We start from the raw sequence: 17,031 nt of genomic DNA on the forward strand, positions 1-17,031 counted from the left end.
TAGGCTTCGTCGGTGCGTCCGGCCTGTGCGTAGGAGACGGCGAGGTTGGCCAAGGCCATGAGGGTGTCGGGGTGGTCGGGGCCGAGAACGCGTTCGCTGTTGGCGACGACCTGTTCGTCGAGGTTGAGGGCTTCGTCGGTGCGTCCGGCCTGTGCGTAGGAGACGGCGAGGTTGGCCAAGGCCATGAGGGTGTCGGGGTGGTCGGGGCCGAGAACGCGTTCGCGGTCGGCCGCGACGTGCTCGCTGAGGGCGAGGGCTTCGTCGGTGCGTCCGGTTTGTCGGTAAGAGGTGGCGAGATGGGCGTGGGAGGTGAGAGTGAGGGGGTCCTCGGGGCCGAGGACGGACTCGACCTTGGTCGCGATGCGGCGCCAGTAGTCGGTGGCAGGCGTGTTCGTGAGGCCGGCGCCGGTGCTGGACGCGAGCGGCCGGCGACCACCGAAACTCAACACCACGTCGCCCACCAGCAGGGCGAGCGTGCCGGAGTTGGCCCGCAGCGCACTGATGAGGTCGCGGTTGGTGCGGTCATGTCTGGGCCAGAGCGCCACCAGCGCGTCGGTGGCGGCGCCATAGGGCTGCTGGTTCCTCGGCGTGGTGTCCCGCGCCGCCCGGGCCGTGAGGGCGTGGATGGTGACGGCGCGCGGGCCGCTGCCCGGGCCGGCGTCGGTGAGCAGGTTGAAGTTGTGCAGGACGGCCAGTGCGGCGAGGGCGTCCGCCGGGCTGACGGCCGGTGGCGCGGTCCGGCGTCTCCACAGCCGTGACCACCACCCGCCGGGTTCGGCCTCGGCCCGCTGCTCCCCGAGGTACCGGGTGACGGCGTCCGTCGTCCACAACTCGCGCGGGTGGCCCGCCGGGTCGAGGAGGGCGGCGAGGCGCATCGCGGGGACGGCGAGGCCGACGGGTTCGGTCTGTTGGGCGGCGTCGAGGGCGAGGAGCAGGGCGGCGGCGACCGGGCGGCCGTAGTGCTCGGTGTCGGTGTCCCGGGGGAGCAGGGCGTCGAGGGTGCGGTCGCGCCGGCTGAAGAGGTCCAGGTAGTCGCCGGTGGTGCAGCGCCTGTTGAGCACGTACGCGGCGGCGTGCCCGAGGGCGAGCGGCAGATGGCCGAGCGCGTCGGCGAGTTCGGCGGCGCGGTCGTCCAGGAGGGCCGGGGTGAGGCGCTCGCGCAGGTAGGCGGCGGATTCCCCGGGCGTGTAGCGGTCGACGTCGACGAGGGTGCGCCCGCCCGCGCCGGCGGCGGCGGTGCGGAGCCGGGTGGTGGCCAGGACGCGGCCCGTGCCGTGCCGGGAGGCGGCCGGCCACAGGGCGGCGTCGGTGAAGTCGGTGACGTTGTCGAGGACGACCAGCCAGCTGCGGTCGGTCGTGGCCAGCCAGGTCAGGAAGCAGGCCGCGTTCTGCTCGGTCGCGGCCGGGGCGTCGCTCACGCCCGGCGCTCCGACGGCGGCGGCCGCGCGGGCGTAGAGGGCGGTCACGGTCGCGGGTTCGGTGGCGTCGGCCCAGAGCACCACGTCGGTTCCGTCCGCCACGCCTTCACGGGCGTAGAGGGCGGCCAGCTGGCTCTTGCCGACCCCGCCCCCGCCGGACAGCAACTGGGTGAGCCCGGAGGTGCGTTGGGTCAGTACGACGGTGTCGCCCGCGCTTCGGGCCCGGTCGATGGCGGCGCGGATGGCGCTGCGCGGCTGGAAGGCGCTCGCCGGCGGCGGGATCACACCGAACACCGCCGGGGTGTGTCGCGCGGGCGGAGTCTCCACCGGGGGAACGCCGTTGACGGTGTGCGCCATGATCACAAGGCCGTGGACGACGCCGCCGCTCATCGAGTTGCCGACCTCGGCGGCCGGTGGGGCGGGATGGTGGTGGTGCACGCCGCCGAGGTACTGGTCGCGCCCGGCCTGGTTCACCCGGCTCGCACCGGAGGCGGTGGCCTGCTGCTCGACGCGGCCGCCACCGTCCGCCGGGTTCTCCTCGCTCACTGGTACTGGTCCCCGCCCGTCTGCACGATCCGGGCGTCGCCGCCCGCGGTGGCGTTCTGCTGGACGCTCGTGGGCGGGGCGCCGCCGGTGCCCGCCGCGCCGCCGGCGCCCGGGGCGAACCGGTGTCCGGCGACCTGCTCGACCTGGGCCCGGTCGGTGGCCTCCGCCCGCTGGTCCACCGTCCGGGCGGGCGTCGGGGCGGGGCTCGGCGTCGTCTGGCTCGCCCACCACCCCAGTGCGGCCAGAACTCCGGCTGCGCCGACCGCCGCCAGCGCGCTCAGGACGCCCCAGCCGGCCTCCCCGTCCGGGAGCCACCCGAAGTCGGCGAGCCGACCGACCCCCAGCAGCGCCCCGAAGGCGACCACCGACCCGAGCACCGCGATCGTCCACCGTGTTGCCGCAGATGACATCCGCCCACCCCCTCGCCCCGGCCGTCGCCGGTGCGGCGACAGCGATGCCCGGACTCTAGCGGCTCCCACCGTCAACTCCACGGGGGGAGAGTGGTCTTGGTGCCGTTCTGTTGCCCGCTCGGGGTGCGGCTGGTTGATCGCCGCGTGCTACGCCAACGTCACCGCCGTGGCCGGCGCGTTCCACTCCGACGGGGCGGCGGTGGCGGCGCGGCCGCTGCTCGAAGGCGCCGGTCGGTAGCGCCGCCGGTCGGTGGCGGAGCCGTAGGAGGCAGGCGCGCGTGCCCTACCCCGCCGCCGCCCCGACCCGGGCGACCAGGGTGCGCCAGTCCACCCGCCTCGGGGCGGTTTCCCCGGCAGCGCCGCCGGCGGCGCGGTGTGCGGCGGCTGCGGTGCGGCAACTCCCGCACCGCGGCTCGCCGTCCACCGGGCGGAAGGCCCGGTCGCAGCCGTCGCAGGTGGCGGGTGCCGCGACCGCCGTGCCCGGCTCGATCCGGTCGGGCAGCTTGCCCTCCAGGCGCCACCGCAGCAGCGCGGCGGGGGACTTGACCTGGTCGGGCAGGCCACTGGTCAGCGCGCTCCGCAGGGCCGCCGAACTCACGCCCCTGGCCAGCCACTCGGCGGCCAGCGGCGCCAGGCGCCGTACCTCGCGGGCCCCCAGGGTCAGGCGGTGGTCGGCCCGCCGGAGGTCCAGCAGGACGCGCTCGGCCTCGGTGAACTCCGCTCCTTGGGAGGCGGCTTCGGGCGTCGGCGGGGGAGGGAGGGGGGAGGTGTTCACCTTGGGTGTCACCCCCGGGAGGGCGGTGCCGGGCGCCCGGACGGTCGACGGCCCGCGGGTGCGTTTCCCGGCATCCGGCGGACCGCCGTCCCCCTCCTGCCTCGCGTGGTCGAAATGACCGTCGAACAGCCGCTCCGCCTCGGCCGTGCCCAGTGGCACGTTGGAGACCAGGGATTCGGTCCGTACCTGCCCGGCCGTCCCGCGTCGCCGGGTGCTGTGGAGCAGTCCGGCGCGGGTGAGTTGGCGGCGGGCGCGGTCGGTGGTGATGCGGCCGCCGGAGAGTCCGGCGGCCAGTGCGGTGACCGTCGTGGCGCGGGCCTTCGCGGGGCCGAGTGCCAGGGCTCGTACAAGCAGTCGAAAGGCGGAGTCCGACAATTCGTCGTCCCACACCAGGGAGTTGGCAATCTGGGTGAAGTCGCGTGAGGGCGCGATAGCATGCAGGAGCATCGTCAGTGGGTCCTGTCCACTCGGCGAATGAAGAGCCCGGCCGCGTGCGCTAACACGTTGCCGGGCTCGCCCCATTCTTCGGGGGCGATCCGTTTCTGGCGGTCACGGTACACCCAAATGACGACTGGTCAGCACGCTCCGAATTGAAATGATTACCCGTTGTAGTGATGAACCGGGCTCTTGATAAGTCGAAGCTCGGGCAGCGGCAGCGGCAGGCTGCGGTGGCGGATTCGCACGGCGCCCGCGACCGCTGACGCCGCTCGTCGGAGACCGGTGGCCCGGAGCGGGGCGGGTCGAGCGGCTCGCAGCGGAGAATCGTCCCTGGTGGGAGGGGGTGCGTGCGGCGCGGAAAATGCTCGCCGAACGCCCTTGTTCGTGCAAACATGCCCTCTATGGGGACGATTCTGCACGGCACCCACGTCACGCTCCGCCCCGCGACGGCGGAGGACATCCCGGCGCTCGCGGCCATCCGCGCCACGCCCGAGGTCTACGCCCGCTGGCGTGGCGGGGAGGACCTCGCCGACGCCGTCGCCACCGAGCTCGACGAGCCGGACACCCAGACGCTGGTGGTCCTGGTCGACGGTCAGGTGGCCGGCGCCATCCAGTGGTACGCCAACAACGACGACGAGTACCGGCACGCGGGCATGGACATCTACCTCGATCCCGCCCGTCACGGCCGGGGTCTGGGGACCGACGCCGTCCGCACCCTGGCCCGGCACCTCGTCGCCGACCACCACTACCACCGTCTGATCATCGACCCGGCGGCGGACAACGCGGCGGCGATCCGCTGTTACGCCAAGGTCGGTTTCCGTCCGGTGGGCACCATGCGCCAGTACGAGCGCGGCCCCGACGGCAGCTGGCACGACAACCTGCTGATGGACCTGCTGGCGGACGAAATCGAATAGTGGGGACCGGGCGGGCGGTGCGTACAACCGTTCGTATCGTTCGTACGTCCTCCCCTCAGAACGTCATCCCGTCACTTCTCACAGCCGGAGCCGCGATCGTGCGCACCTCCCGTCTGGCGGCCACCGCCGCCCTGTTCGTGCTCACTGCGGGCGCGATGGTCTCGGGGGCCACCGGCGCCCTCGCCGACGACGCCCTGCCGAGTCCCTCGGCGACGGCGCCGACGCCTGCCGCCACCACCACGCCGGCCGCCCCGGCGACGGACGCCCCGTCCGCCGGTGCCACGCCCTCGGCCACCGACACGCCGTCCGCCACCACGCCGTCCCCGACCGGAAGCCCGACCGGAAGCCCGACGGGCACTCCGACGGGTACTCCGACGGCCACGCCGACCCTGCCGCAGGGCTGCATGTACGTGCGCGAGGAGGCCATGCCGGTCCACGGTGTCACCCTCGGCACCGACGGGTCCACCCGGGACATGGCCGTCTCCTTCTACAACAGCAGCTCGACGACGCTCACCGACTTCCGGATCACCGCCGTGATCAAGAGCGCGACGGGGGCCGTCCCGCCGCAGACCGGGGTCAAGTTCCAGGGCGACACCGTCTGGGCGCCGGTCACGGTGGACCCCGCCGGCGGGTCGGTGTCCCTCGGTTCGCACCAGATCCCGTCGCACGAGATGTTCACCGTGGTGCTGCGGATCTCCGCCGGTGCGGCCAAGGCCGAGGGGTACACCCTCACCGTCGCGGGCGGTTCCGAGGTGCTTCCGTACGGGGTCGGCCCCACCAATGTGAAGTACACCTGCAACCGGCTGACCGGGTCGTCCACCAGTCGCGTCACCTTCCGCGACGAGCCGACCGCCACGCCGACGGCCACGCCCACCGCCACTCCGTCGACGGGCACCTCGCCCACCGCGAGCGCCTCCCCGACCGGTTCGGCGTCGCCGTCCGCGACCCCCACCGGTGGTGTCGTCCCGGCCGGCACCGGGGGCAGCGGCACCACGACCACCGCGGGCGGCCACCTGGCCGCGACGGGTAGCGACTCCGGCACCGTGCCGCTCGCCGTCACCGGCGCCGCCGCCGTCGCCCTCGGTGGCGCGGCCGTCCTCGTCGCCCGCCGCCGGAAGAACGCCCGCGGCTGACCCACGGGTCCCCGGGCTCCGTCCCGCCCGCGCACCCGCGCGGGCGGGACGTCGTCGTCGCTGACCCGCGAGCGGCGCGACGCGGTGGGACACCCGAGCGTCCGACCCCTCGGGGGCCGGACGCTCGGGTCCGTCCGGACGGCGCCGCCCTACCGGGCCTCCCGCTCGGCTGCTTCGGCGAGGCGCTTGACGCTCGCCAGGCGCCGGTCCCAGTCGGTCGCGAGGGCGGCCATCCAGCGGGCCGTCGCGTCGAGTGCCGCGGAGCGGACCGCGTACCGGACTTCGCGGCCGACCCGGGTGGCGGTGACCAGTCCGGCGCCGTCCAGGACGGCGAGGTGCTTGACCACCGCCTGCCGCGAGACCGGCAGCCGTTCCGCGAGCGCGGTCGCGGTGGCCTCGCCCCGTTCGGCCAGCAGATCGAGCAGGTGACGCCGGGTCGGGTCGGCGAGGGCGGCGAGGACGGTGTCGACCGGCTCGGCGCCCCCGCGGCCCTCGCCGGTCATGCGGACGGCTGCTCGGCGCGCTTGCGGAACGCGTCGAGCACCTGCGGCCAGCCGCCGGTGTTGTCCTCGACCGCCTTGTCGCGCAGCTCCTCGGATCCGGCCAGGGCCGCGAATCCGCTCTCGACGACCCGCAGCCGCGTCCCGTCGCCCTCCGGGGTCAGGGTGAACTCCACCAGGGTGCTGTTGTCCTCGCGCAGCTCCTCGCCGGGGAAGGCGCTGGCCCAGCGGTAGGCCAGGTAGGTCGGCGGCTCGACCTTCTCGACCCGCACCGGGAAGTCGCCGTACTCGGGGTTCTTCGCCACCGTGGACTCGCCCTCCCGGGCCACGGTGCCGGCCAGGCTCGCCTCCTCGGCCACCCAGAAGCCGGGCTGGGCCACCAGGGTCCAGACCCGCTCCGGGGATGCCGCGATCAGGGTCTCGCGCTCGATCCGGTCCTCGCTCATGAGGGGCTCCTTCATCGCTGCCAATGTGTGCAACTCCAGGGTTGCACGTGGGTCAGTGAGGTGCAACCGGAGAGTTGCGCGAGAGTGGTCCGGTGCCGCGCCCGGAGTCGTCGGGGGTCCGCGCCACGGCTGGTGGGGTGCGCTCTCCCTCAGGCCGGGCGGAGGCCGGCGCGGTCGTGCAGCGCCTCCGCCATGGCGGACGTGCCGTCGGTGACGAACCCGCGGATCGAGGCCAGGTAGGCGGCACGGCCGACCCGCCCGTCGCCGTCGGTGTCCAGCGCGTCGAACGCCTTCGCGGCGTTGGCCGCGGAGTTGCCCAGGGCCGCCCGCAGCCGGGTGAACTCCGTCGGCCCCAGGGCCCCGTCCTCGTCCGCGTCGGCGAGGTCGAACAGCGACCCGAGCGCCTGCCGGCAGACCTCGTCGAAGGCTCCGGCCCCCGCCCAGGCCTCGTACTCCTCGAAGGTGACCCGCCCGTCGCCGTCCGCGTCCATCGACGCGTAGACGCGCTCGTGGGCCGAGCGTGCGGTGCGGACCAGCGGATCGCCCGCGTCCCGGCCGAGTGCGGCGGCCGCCCGGGCGGGGCGGGCGAGGTACTCCGGCCGCGAGATGACGCCGTCGCCGTCCGTGTCCAGCATGGTGAAGATGTGCCGCTTGGCGGTGCTGGTGTCCATGAACCTGCCCTTCGTGAAGCCGGAGCGGGTGAGCCTCTCGACCCGCATCCCCGTTCAACGCCGCACCCCGCGCCGGGTCACCGCCGGTCGGGCGCCGCGGCCGGCGGAACCGGCCTCACCGCCGGTCACGCCGGGTGCGGGCGGAGCGCCGCGGGGATATGCGGAGGCGTCCCGCGAGGTCGGCCCCTAGGGTGGCGCGATGATCCTTTCTTATGACGAGGCCGGCAGTGGCCCGGCGGTCGTCCTGGTGCACTCCACGGTCTGTGACCGGCGGATGTGGGACGGCCAGGTGCCCGCCCTGGTCGGGGCCGGCCTGCGGGTGGTCCGCTGCGACCTCCGGGGCTTCGGCGAGACACCCGTGCCGGACCGGCCGTACGACAATGCCCAGGACGTCCTGGACCTCCTGGACCACCTCGGCGTCGAGCGGGCGGCGCTGGTCGGGGCGTCCGGCGGGGGCCGGGTGGCGCTGGCGGTGGCGGCCCGGTGGCCGCGGCGGGTGACGGCGCTCGCACTGCTGTGCACGGCGCTGGCGGGGCAGCGGCCGAGTGTCGGGCTCCGGGCGTTCGGTGACCGCGAGGACGCGCTGATCGAGGCCGGGGACATCGCCGGAGCGACCGAGCTCAACGTGGAGGCCTGGCTGGGCCCCGACGCGGACGACGCGGCGCGGGCTCAGGTGCGGCAGATGCAGCGGCACGCCTTCGAGGTCCAGTTGGCGGCCGTGGAGGAGTTCGGGCAGCTCGCGGTCGACACCGACCCGTCCGCCGTCACGGCGCCCACCCTGCTGGTCACCGGGGCGCACGACTTCCCGGACTTCGCCCGGATCGCCGACCACCTCGCCGACCGCATCCCCGGTGCCCGCCGGCTCGACCTCCCCTGGGCGGGCCACCTGCCCGCGCTGGAGCGTCCGGCGGAGCTCAACGCGCTGCTGCTCGACTTCCTGGGCACCGAAGCGCTCGACGGCCCGCGGCCCGCGGCCGAGGTCGTCTGACCGCCTGACCGCCTGACCGCCTGATCCGCTGACCGCCCGCCTGACCGGCCTGACGGGCCGCCGACGGCGTTCGCTACGCGGCCGTCCCCGGGCAGCCGCAGGAGCGGCGGATCACCATGCGGGCGGGGAAGGTGCGCGCGCCCGCCGGGACGGGCTCCTCGTTCGCCAGGGCGGTCAGCACGAGGTCCACGGCGGCCCGGGCCATCTCGTCCTGCGCGGTGGCGACGGTGGTGAGCGGTGGCCCGGCGATGACGGCCTCCGCGATGTCGTCGAACGCGGCCACCGCGAGGTCCTCCGGCACCCGGATGCCCAGATCGTCGGCGGCCCGAAGCAGGCCGATCGCCTGGTCGTCGGTGGCGCAGAACACCGCGGCCGGCCGGTCGGGCCGGGCCAGCAGCGCGAGGGCCTCGGCGTGCGCCCGGACGCGGTCGAACGGCGCGGGGGTCAGCCGGCCCTCGGTGGGCAGGCCGGCCTCGGCCAGGGCGGCCGCCCAGCCGGCGGTGCGGGAGGTCACCGGGTCGGTCGGGCTGAGTGCGAACGTCCCGCCGAAGCAGTGGACTTCGGCGTGTCCGTGGCCCAGCAGGTGCCGGACCACCTCGCGCGCCCCGCCGTCGTCGTCGGCGACGACGGCCACCCCGCTCTCGGTCTCCGCCCGGTGGTGCAGCAGGACGACGGGGGTGCCGTCGGTGGCCTCGAAGCCGGCCACGCCGGGCACGGACGGGTCCTGGGTGACCAGGATCAGCCCGTCCACCTGCATGCCGAGGAAGGCCCGGATGTAGTGCGCCTCCCGCTCGTCGGCGTAGTCGGAGTTGCCGATCAGCAGCAGCCGGCCGCGCTCGGCCGCCGCCTGCTCGACCATGTGCGCGAGCCCGGCGAAGAACGGCTGCCGGGCGTCCGGCACGACCATGCCGATCAGGTTGGTCCGCCGCCGGGCCATCGCCTGGGCGACCCGGTTCGGCCGGTACCCCAGCTCCTCGACCGCGGCCAGGACGCGGGCCCGGGTGGCCGCCGCCACCGGTCGCGGCCCGTCGTTGATCACATAGCTGACAACCGCCGTCGACGTCCCCGCCGCCCGCGCCACGTCGTCCCGCGTCACCCTCGCCATGCCCGCGAGCCTACACACCGCCTCTGACCAGCCCCGAAAGTGCCGGACGGCCGGTGTGCGGGCGCCGTCGGCGCCCACCCGGCCCCCGTGCGCCCGGCTGCCCGGCCTCAGTAGGTGTGATCGGCCGTCACGTCCGCCGAGAGGTTGAGCGCGCGCTCCGCCGCCTCCCCGCGCAGGGCCAGCAGCGTCAGCGTCAGCGCGTCGACCACGGCCAGGTGGGCGATCCGGCTGGCGGTGGTTTCGAGGCCGAAGACGAGGTCCTGCCCGCCGGCGACCAGGGTGTGGGTGGCCGCCTCGCTCAGCGGCGAGCGGGCGTAGCTGGTGAGCGCGACGACGCTCGCCCCGGCGTCGCGGGCGCGGCGGGCGGTGTCGACCACGGTCGGGGTCGAGCCGGTGTGGCTGATGGCCAGACAGGCACCGGTGGGCGGGAGCCCGGCGGCCGCCAGCTGGGCGGTGAGCGGGTCGGCGGGGGAGTCGACCGGGATGCCGAGGGCGCGCAGCCGGTACGCGGCGTCCAGGACGACCGCGCCGGACAGGCCCGCGCCGACCAGGACGACCCGGTCGGCCGCGTTCAGCACCTCGGCCGCCGCCCGCAGGGCCTGCGCGGGCAGGGTGGTGGCGATCCCGTCGAGCGCCTCCCGGGCGGCGCGGACGGTGTCGGTCAGCGCGCGGGCCGTCGGGTCCGCCTCCTCGGAGAGGTCCGGCGAGGGGGCCGGCGCCTGGCGGACGGCCGCGATCTTCAACTCCTGGTAGCCCTTGAAGCCGAGCCGCTGGCAGGCCCGCACCACGGACGAGGACGCGGTGCCGGCCAGCGCGGCGACGTCGCTCACGCTCAGCCGCACCAGATCGGCCCCCCGGTCGAGGACCACCTGGGCGACCCGCGCCTCGGAGCCGCGCAGCTCGCCGAGGCGGGCGCGGATGTGCGCGGCCAGCTGCGACTCCAGCGGCGAGAAATCGGAATGCTCTTCCATGGATTCAGTGTACCGTGGAATTCTGTTCCAAGCCTGTTGGAGGGGAGCTTCGCCATGCCCGAAATCGCGTTCGCGCTGCCGAGCGGTGGGTCGTCGGCGGCCGTGCCGGTCGCCGTCCTCGCCGCAGCGGTCCTGCACGCCGTCTGGAACGGGCTGGCGCACCGCATCCAGGACAAACTGGTCGGCTTCGCCCTGATCAACCTCGCGTACACGGCCTGCGCGGTCGTACTGGTCGCGCTCAATCCGGTGCCGGCCGCCGCGGCCTGGCCGTACCTCCTCGCCTCCGTGGTGCTGCAGGTGGTGTCCCAGCTCCTGCTGCTGCGGGCCTACCAGCTCGGGGACTTCGGGCAGATGTACCCGATCGCCCGGGGTTCGGCGCCGCTGCTGGTGGCGGTGCTGTCCGTCACGGTGCTCGGCCAGGGCCTGGGCGGCGGGGAGCTGCTGGGCGTCCTGGTGATCTCCTGCGGTCTGATCGGGCTGGCCTTCGCCAAGGGGATACCCGGGCGGGCGCAGCTGCCCGCTCTCGGCGCGGCCGCCGGTACCGGCGTGATGATCGCCTCGTACACCGTGCTGGACGGCAGCGGCGTCCGGCAGGCCGGGACGGTCGGCGGCTACGTGGCCTGGCTCTTCCTGCTGCAGGGGCCGAGTCTGGCGTTGATCGCCTGGGTCCGGCGGGGCCGCGGTCTGTTCGCCGGGGTCGGTCCGGTGGTACCGGTGGGGATCGCCGGTGGGGTGCTCTCCCTGACCGCCTACGGACTGGTGGTGTGGGCGCAGTCGCGGGGCAGCCTGGCGGCGGTCGCCGCGCTGCGCGAGACGAGCATCGTGATCGCCGCGCTGATCGCCACGGTGGTCTTCCGCGAACGCCTCGGCCGGCTGCGGATGACGGCCAGTGCCACCGTCCTGGCCGGGATCGCCGTCCTGGAGCTCGCCCGTCCGTAGCGGTGGGCGGACGGGCGAGCGGCGGGGTCAGGGGACGACGACCGTCATGGTGCTCCGGGTGAGCCGGAAGCCGAGTGCGGTGTAGAGGCCGCGAGCCGCGTTTCCCTCGGTCACGGCCAACCCCATCTCCGGGTTCCCGCGCCCTGCGAGGTCGGCCATCACCCGGCGCATGAGGTCGCGGCCGAGCCCGGGGTAGCCGAGGTCGGGGTGCCGGAAGACATGGGCGATCCAGGGCATGCCCCCGAAGTCGGTCACGACGGCGCCGGCCGCGACGCGGTCCTCCGTGTCCACTACCAGGGCGCTGGACGGCAGCACGGGGCCGACGATCCCGCCGGCCAGCAGGGCGCGCAGATCCTCCCGCACGGTCCGTGCGTCGTGATCGGGCCGGTGGTCGGGGTGGCCGGGGCCGAACGCCGCGCGCAACGCCGGGGCGAGCGCCTCGGCGTCACGGTCGCACGGCACGCCGCGGTACCCGTCCCGCAGCGGAGTCCGCGCCCAGTCGGCCCACCCGGCGGGAGGCGGCTCACCGGCGAGGTCCCGCAGCATGGTGTGGCCGAGCCGGAGGGTCCGGGCCCCGCGCCGCAGCAGCCGCTCGCCGAACTCGACGCGGCCGGAGACGATCCAGCCCGACATCGCCGACAGCACGAACTCCACCGGGTCGACGGTGCCGACGGTTCCGTCGACGCCGGCCTGCCCGGGGGTCAGCACCTCCAGCCGGTCGGCCCAGGGGCGCCCCTCCCGCTCACCGCGTCGGTAGCGCACCACGGGGAGGCCGTCGGGGTCGCGCCCCACCTGCCAGTCCGGTTCCACCTCGGTCACGCCGGTCCGTCCGATCCTGGGGGAGCAGTCTGCCTCCGCCATGATCGGCGGGCGACTGCCGGAGAGCAAGGGGGCGGCGACCCACCGCCCGGGCCGGCCCGAGGCGGCCCTTCCTCCCGGGTGACTCACCCGGGTCGCGTCCAACCCCACCCCTGGGCCTGGACCCGGCCGGTCAATCGCCCCACCCCCGCAGCAGCGGCGGCGGACCGCCCCGACGGACGGCCGCGCACCACCTCCGATGACCACGGGCCCCGGGAGCGACCTCCTGGGGCCCGTACGGGTTCTGACCGGCAGTCCGCTCCCGGGGCGCGGGTCTGGCTACTGCCGGCTCCCGCCCGTGCCGTCGCTGCGGTGCAGGCCGCGAATGTGGGCGTGAGACCTGTCCGCTGCGTGTCCGGCTTGAGCACCACGTTGCCGAAGCCACCCGGGAGCTCGGCCTGCCACGCGCCCTGTCGCATCCCATCGCTGCATCGGCGCCATGACTCCGAATCTGCCGGAATCCCTGAGATGGCTGCGCACGGATTCGCGGGGGCCATGCCCCCGGCGGATCTCTACCGCGTTGTATGGTCGTTGAAGGTGTGCCGGAGGAGGCGACTGGTGTATCGAATGCGTGTTGCGGTGGGCTCCGACACGGGCGCGATTGCCGATCTGGTGCGAGCCCGGTCCGCATGGTTGACGGTGCGCGGTCTGGGTGAGTGTGCGGACATGGCGGAGGTGTACGGCTCGCAGGCGGGTGACCCGACCTTCCCGGTGTGGGTGCTGGAGCACGAGGCCGAAGGGGTCGTCGGCTGCACCACACACTTCGGGAACGAGGTGCTTCCCCCGTGGGGCTTCACCGAGGAGGAACGCGCCGAGCCGACGCTGTTCCTGGCGACCACCTTCACCGCGCCGAATCCGCACCGGCTGGGCCGGCTGATCGCATGGTGGTCGCTCGACCACGCCGCTCAGCAGGGCCTTCGCTGGGTGCGTCGGGGTACGGGGCAGGAACAGCTCTCCCGGTACTACCAGGAGGCCCAGGGCTGGGATCTGCTGCGAGTCGCCGAGCGGCACGACGTGAAGGTCTACATGCTGCAACGGCAGGCCGAGCGCGTCCTTGGCTTGGCGGACATGATGGTCGGCCGCGGTCTCTGAGGGACATGCCGGTGGTCCCGGCGGAAGCTGTCGGCCGCCGCCGACCACTGCTACCTGACCGGCTACATGGCCATGGACGAGCGCCTCGACGGCCTGGCCAGTCGGTACTACGTCAAGGCGCTGGAGCTGGCACGGATCGCTGGTGATGAGCTGACGTTCTGCACAACCCTGCGGGGCATGAGCGTCATGCACGGTGACCTCGGCGACGGTCCCACCGCCAGCAGGCTCGCCCAGAGCGCGTCCGCGGCCTCTCCCAAGGCAGGCCCGCGGATGCGCGCGTTCCTGGCGGGCCAGGAGGCCCACGCGGCAGCCATCACGGGTGACCGCTCGCTCGCGCTTCTTCGGATCAAGCAGGCCGAAGCGGCGATGGAGAAGGCCGAGTCCCAGGCGAAGGCCCTCGGCTCGTACGACCCATCCGCCCTGCACTACCACATCTCACAAGTCCGGTACGAGCTAGGAGACATGGCCGGGGCGATCGAATCGATGCAGCAGTCCCATCAGATCCGCGAGCCCGCGTTCCGGCGAACCAGGGTGCGGTACGGGGGGATGCTCGCTGAGCGGAAGTTCAAGGCCGGCCGGTTCGAAGAAGCCTTCGCTGACTGGCACCGCATGCTGGATGAGTACCCGCTGATCCAGTCAGGTCGAGCTGACGACCGGTTTCGCGAGATGAAGACGCTGATCCAGCCCTACCTTGGAAATCGTGGCGCTCGGGAGCTCCACGAACGGACCATGCCCGTCAGTTGAACCCGACCCGCCGCCCTACCGGATCGCGGCTGTTCCGTTCCGCGAGTGCGGTGTTCTCATGCTTCGGGCGGCCGATCCGCGCGATCCGCGGAACGGGTTCGTCGCAGGCCCCAAGGGTCCTCCCGGGGAGGGCCGCGCCGGGTCGTACCCGGCGCGGCCCCGGCTACGGGAGCCTCAGCCCCGGCAGCCCTCCAGCAGGCGCAGCCAGACCTCGCTGATCGTGGGGTAGGCGGGCACGGCGTGCCAGAGCCGGTCGATCGGCACCTCGCCGACCACCGCGACGGTGGCCGAGTGGAGCAGTTCCGCGACGCCGGGGCCGACGAAGGAGGCGCCGACCAGCACCTGGCGGTCCAGGTCGAAGACCACCCGGGCCCGGCCCCGGTAGTCGTCGCCGTACAGCGAGGCGCCGGCGACGGCGCCGAGGTCGTGGTCGATCGACCGGACCCGAAGCCCGGCCCGCTCGGCGGCCTCCAGGGTCAGGCCGACGGCCGCCACCTCCGGCTCGGTGAAGACGACCTGCGGCGCCCCGGCGCTGTCGGCGGACGCGGCGTGCGCGCCCCAGCGTGCGGTGTCCAGCGGCCGCCCCTCGGCGCGCGCGACGATCGCCGCGCCCGCGATCCGGGCCTGGTACTTGCCCTGGTGGGTGAGCAGTGCCCGGTGGTTGACGTCCCCGGCCGCGTACAGCCAGTCGCCGTCGATGCCGAGCACGGTGCAGCTGTCGTCCACGTCCATCCAGGCGCCGGGCTTCAGGCCGACCTGCTCCAGCCCGACGTCGGCCGTGCGCGGGGCCCGGCCGGTGGCGTAGAGCACCTCGTCGGCGGTCAGCCGCTCGCCGTCGCCCAGGACGAGGGTCACCCCGGCGCCGTCGACGCGCTCCAGGGAGGCCACCTCGGTGCCGAAGCGGAGGTCCACCCCGGCGGTCCTGAGGCCCTCCGCCACCAGCTCGCCCGCGAACGGCTCCATCCGCGGCAGCAGCGCGTCGCCGCGCACCAGCAGGACGACCTCCGCACCGAGCGCGCGCCAGGCGGTGGCCAGCTCCACTCCGACCACGCCGCCGCCGACCACCGCCAGCCGCCCCGGCACGGTGGGTGAGCCGGTCGCCTCCCGGTTGGTCCACGGCCGGGCGTCGGCCAGCCCGGGGACGCCCTCCGGCAGCACCGGCCGGCTGCCGGTACAGACCGCGACGGCGTGCCGGGCGGTCAGCAACCGCTCGGTGCCGTCCTCCGCCTCGACCGTGACCGCCCGTTCGCCGGCAAGCCGGCCGTGGCCGCGGACCAGCTCGATGCCGGTGTCGCGGAGCCATTGGACCTGGCCGTCGTCCCGCCAGTGCGAGGTGAACGAGTCGCGCCGGGCCAGCACGGCGGCCGGGTCCAGCGCGCCGCCGCCGACGGCCTCGCGCGCACCGGCCACCGCGCGGGCGCCGGCCAGCGCGGCCACCGGGCGCAGCAGGGCCTTGCTCGGCATGCAGGCCCAGTAGGAGCACTCGCCGCCGACCAGTTCGGCCTCCACGATCACCGTGCGCAGCCCCGCCGCGGCGGTCCGGTCGGCCACGTTCTCGCCGGTCGGGCCGGCGCCCACCACGATGACGTCGTACTCCTCGGGCGCGGTCGTCATGCGTGGTCCTCCGTCGTGTCGATGGTCACCCCGGCGCGCAGGGCCAGGGTCACGGGCGTGCGCTCGCAGACGTCGAGCAGGCGGGCGCGCTGGGCGTCGTCCAGCGCGCCGGTGAACGCGACCAGGCGCGAGACCCGGCCGCGGCTCCCGTCCGTCTCGTACCCGAGCCTGACCCGGACCGCCTCCAACGGCCACTTCTTGCGCTCCGCGTACATCCGCAGCGTGATCGCGGTGCACGAGCCGAGCGCCCCGAGCAGCAGGGCGAACGGCTCCGGCCCGCTGTCCGAGCCGCCTCGGCGCACCGGCTCGTCGGCGGTCAGCGGGTGCGTGCCGGCCCGCACATCGACGTGGAACGGCGCGTCGGCGCTGCTGCCGGTCACCACGGCGGTGGTGACCCGCCGGAACTCCGGCGCGGCCGCGGCCGGCTCGGAGCTCGTCGTGCTGGTCGGGGTCTGGCTCATGGCGGGCGGGCCTCGCTCTCGTTCGGTGTCACGGGCGCCCGGGGGCACGGGGCGCCGTGGCCATCCTGCGCCGCCCGGGCCGCCGCGCGCAGCCGAACACGCGGGCGAGTGCGCTGCGGGGCAAGCACCCGGGCGCGCAGAGGGCGGACCGCGGGGCCGAGCGGTGCGGGGGCCGCCACCCGGTCACCCCGCCGCAGGGCCCGCGGCACCCGCGTGCCGGTCAGCTCGGGCGCGCCGGCTCCGCCGGCCCGGCCAGCTCCGCCAGCACCGCCGCCGTCTCCGCCGGCCGCGAGAACATCGGCCAGTGCCCGGTCGGCAGCTCGCGCAGCTCCCACTCCGGGCCGCCGAGCTGCGCGAAGTACGGATGACCGGAGGCGATCATGGCCCGCACCTGCTCCAGCGGGAACGAGCAGGAGATCAGCGCCTTCGGCAGGGCCGCCCCGCCACCGGTCAGCCGCAGCGGCTCGGTGAAGGTGCCGGCCGGCTGGCCGGTGGCGCGCTCGCGGACGGTGGCGCGGGTGGCGTCGTCCAGTCCGTCCGCGCTGGTGCCGGAGGCGGCGAACTCCTCCCAGGTCGGCATCGGGTGCCGGCCGTCGACCAGGGACGCCAGGACGCGGGCCCGGTGGTCGGCCTCCCAGAGGTCGCCCAGCGCGGCGCCGTCGGGGACGGGACCGCTGTCGAGGTAGACCACGCGCGCGATCCGCTCGGGCATCCGGTCGGCCGCGCCGGTGACCGGGGTGCTGCCGCCGCTGTGCGCGACCAGGACGACCTCCCACAGGTCCTCGCGGGTCAGCAGAGCGGTGATGTCGGCGATGTGGTCCTCCAGGCCGACCCCGGGCCCGCCCTCGCCGGCGCGCTCGGCCAGCCCGGTGGGGGTCACCGCGTGGACGGTGTGCCCGGCCTCGCGCAGCGGGCGGGCGACGTCGTCCCACGCCCAGGCACCGAGCCAGAAGCCGGGAACGAGTACGAAGGTGCTCATGGGGACCACTCCTTGTCCGGGGGAACCGT

General features: G+C 74.8%; 18 protein-coding genes. 6 read left to right on the forward strand and 12 right to left on the reverse strand.

Annotated features, from left to right (window positions below):
* From ACFXHB_RS08095 to ACFXHB_RS08105, 3 genes are all read right to left on the reverse strand, one after another.
* Positions 1-1,964, reverse strand: a 1,964-nt coding sequence (locus tag ACFXHB_RS08095; RefSeq protein WP_380572984.1) for a tetratricopeptide repeat protein, incomplete at its 3' end; no start/stop codon positions are given.
* Complete coding sequence (locus tag ACFXHB_RS08100) at positions 1,961-2,374, reverse strand: hypothetical protein (RefSeq protein WP_380572985.1); 414 nt, start codon at positions 2,372-2,374, stop codon at positions 1,961-1,963. The genes ACFXHB_RS08095 and ACFXHB_RS08100, both read right to left, overlap by 4 nt.
* 283 nt (positions 2,375-2,657) lie before the next feature.
* Positions 2,658-3,596: a hypothetical protein gene (locus tag ACFXHB_RS08105; RefSeq protein WP_380572986.1), complete on the reverse strand. Its 939-nt coding sequence runs from the start codon at positions 3,594-3,596 to the stop codon at positions 2,658-2,660.
* Between the two features lie 392 nt (positions 3,597-3,988).
* Between ACFXHB_RS08105 and ACFXHB_RS08110 the strand changes: the two genes are divergently transcribed.
* Positions 3,989-4,501, forward strand: coding sequence for a GNAT family N-acetyltransferase (locus ACFXHB_RS08110; protein WP_380572987.1), 513 nt, complete (start codon positions 3,989-3,991; stop codon positions 4,499-4,501).
* 98 nt (positions 4,502-4,599) lie between these two features.
* Positions 4,600-5,634 carry an LPXTG cell wall anchor domain-containing protein gene (locus ACFXHB_RS08115; RefSeq protein WP_380572988.1) on the forward strand — a complete coding sequence of 345 codons (1,035 nt, stop codon included), beginning with the start codon at positions 4,600-4,602 and terminating at the stop codon, positions 5,632-5,634.
* Positions 5,635-5,783: 149 nt separating this feature from the next.
* Here ACFXHB_RS08115 and ACFXHB_RS08120 read toward each other — a convergent pair whose 3' ends face one another.
* From ACFXHB_RS08120 to ACFXHB_RS08130, 3 genes are all read right to left on the reverse strand, one after another.
* Positions 5,784-6,137 (reverse strand): ArsR/SmtB family transcription factor, encoded by a 354-nt coding sequence (locus tag ACFXHB_RS08120; RefSeq protein ID WP_380572989.1) that lies wholly within the window; start codon positions 6,135-6,137, stop codon positions 5,784-5,786.
* On the reverse strand, positions 6,134-6,580 hold the full coding sequence (locus ACFXHB_RS08125) for an SRPBCC domain-containing protein (RefSeq protein WP_380573047.1): 447 nt from the start codon (positions 6,578-6,580) through the stop codon (positions 6,134-6,136). The genes ACFXHB_RS08120 and ACFXHB_RS08125 overlap by 4 nt, the downstream gene beginning before the upstream one ends.
* A gap of 149 nt (positions 6,581-6,729) precedes the next feature.
* On the reverse strand, positions 6,730-7,251 hold the full coding sequence (locus ACFXHB_RS08130; RefSeq protein ID WP_380572990.1) for an EF-hand domain-containing protein: 522 nt from the start codon (positions 7,249-7,251) through the stop codon (positions 6,730-6,732).
* Positions 7,252-7,450: 199 nt separating this feature from the next.
* Here ACFXHB_RS08130 and ACFXHB_RS08135 point away from each other — a divergent pair, with 199 nt between their 5' ends.
* Entirely contained in the window at positions 7,451-8,239 is a 789-nt protein-coding gene (locus tag ACFXHB_RS08135) for an alpha/beta fold hydrolase (protein ID WP_380572991.1), read from the forward strand.
* Positions 8,240-8,312: 73 nt separating this feature from the next.
* On the opposite strand, the gene ACFXHB_RS08140 is transcribed toward ACFXHB_RS08135, so the two are convergent.
* On the reverse strand, positions 8,313-9,344 hold the full coding sequence (locus tag ACFXHB_RS08140; RefSeq protein WP_380572992.1) for a LacI family DNA-binding transcriptional regulator: 1,032 nt from the start codon (positions 9,342-9,344) through the stop codon (positions 8,313-8,315).
* Between the two features lie 107 nt (positions 9,345-9,451).
* The gene (locus ACFXHB_RS08145; RefSeq protein ID WP_380572993.1) at positions 9,452-10,315 is read right to left on the reverse strand and encodes a MurR/RpiR family transcriptional regulator; all 864 of its coding nucleotides are present in this window, start codon (positions 10,313-10,315) and stop codon (positions 9,452-9,454) included.
* Between the two features lie 54 nt (positions 10,316-10,369).
* Between ACFXHB_RS08145 and ACFXHB_RS08150 the strand changes: the two genes are divergently transcribed.
* A complete protein-coding gene (locus tag ACFXHB_RS08150; RefSeq protein ID WP_380572994.1) occupies positions 10,370-11,254 on the forward strand; it encodes an EamA family transporter in 885 nt (294 codons plus the stop codon).
* A 27-nt stretch (positions 11,255-11,281) separates the two neighbouring features.
* Here the strand turns inward: ACFXHB_RS08150 and ACFXHB_RS08155 are convergent, their stop codons facing one another.
* Entirely contained in the window at positions 11,282-12,073 is a 792-nt protein-coding gene (locus tag ACFXHB_RS08155; RefSeq protein WP_380572995.1) for a GNAT family N-acetyltransferase, read from the reverse strand.
* 705 nt (positions 12,074-12,778) lie between these two features.
* Here ACFXHB_RS08155 and ACFXHB_RS08160 point away from each other — a divergent pair.
* Both ACFXHB_RS08160 and ACFXHB_RS08165 read left to right on the forward strand, forming a co-directional pair.
* The gene (locus tag ACFXHB_RS08160) at positions 12,779-13,204 is read left to right on the forward strand and encodes a hypothetical protein (RefSeq protein ID WP_380572996.1); all 426 of its coding nucleotides are present in this window, start codon (positions 12,779-12,781) and stop codon (positions 13,202-13,204) included.
* 66 nt (positions 13,205-13,270) lie between these two features.
* Positions 13,271-13,948, forward strand: coding sequence for a hypothetical protein (locus ACFXHB_RS08165; RefSeq protein WP_380572997.1), 678 nt, complete (start codon positions 13,271-13,273; stop codon positions 13,946-13,948).
* Between the two features lie 174 nt (positions 13,949-14,122).
* On the opposite strand, the gene ACFXHB_RS08170 is transcribed toward ACFXHB_RS08165, so the two are convergent.
* The 3 genes from ACFXHB_RS08170 to ACFXHB_RS08180 all read right to left on the reverse strand — a co-directional run bounded on the left by ACFXHB_RS08170 (position 14,123) and on the right by ACFXHB_RS08180 (position 17,002).
* Positions 14,123-15,562 (reverse strand): dihydrolipoyl dehydrogenase family protein, encoded by a 1,440-nt coding sequence (locus tag ACFXHB_RS08170; RefSeq protein ID WP_380572998.1) that lies wholly within the window; start codon positions 15,560-15,562, stop codon positions 14,123-14,125.
* Positions 15,559-16,023, reverse strand: a complete 465-nt coding sequence (locus ACFXHB_RS08175) for an OsmC family protein (protein WP_380572999.1) — start codon at positions 16,021-16,023, stop codon at positions 15,559-15,561. Before ACFXHB_RS08175 ends, ACFXHB_RS08170 begins: the two co-directional genes overlap by 4 nt.
* A 220-nt stretch (positions 16,024-16,243) precedes the next feature.
* On the reverse strand, positions 16,244-17,002 hold the full coding sequence (locus ACFXHB_RS08180) for an alpha/beta fold hydrolase (RefSeq protein ID WP_380573000.1): 759 nt from the start codon (positions 17,000-17,002) through the stop codon (positions 16,244-16,246).
* Positions 17,003-17,031 lie beyond the last annotated feature (29 nt).

Origin of the sequence: Kitasatospora sp. NPDC059327 (assembly GCF_042752535.1) — a bacterium.
Taxonomy (GTDB): Bacteria; Actinomycetota; Actinomycetes; order Streptomycetales; family Streptomycetaceae; genus Kitasatospora.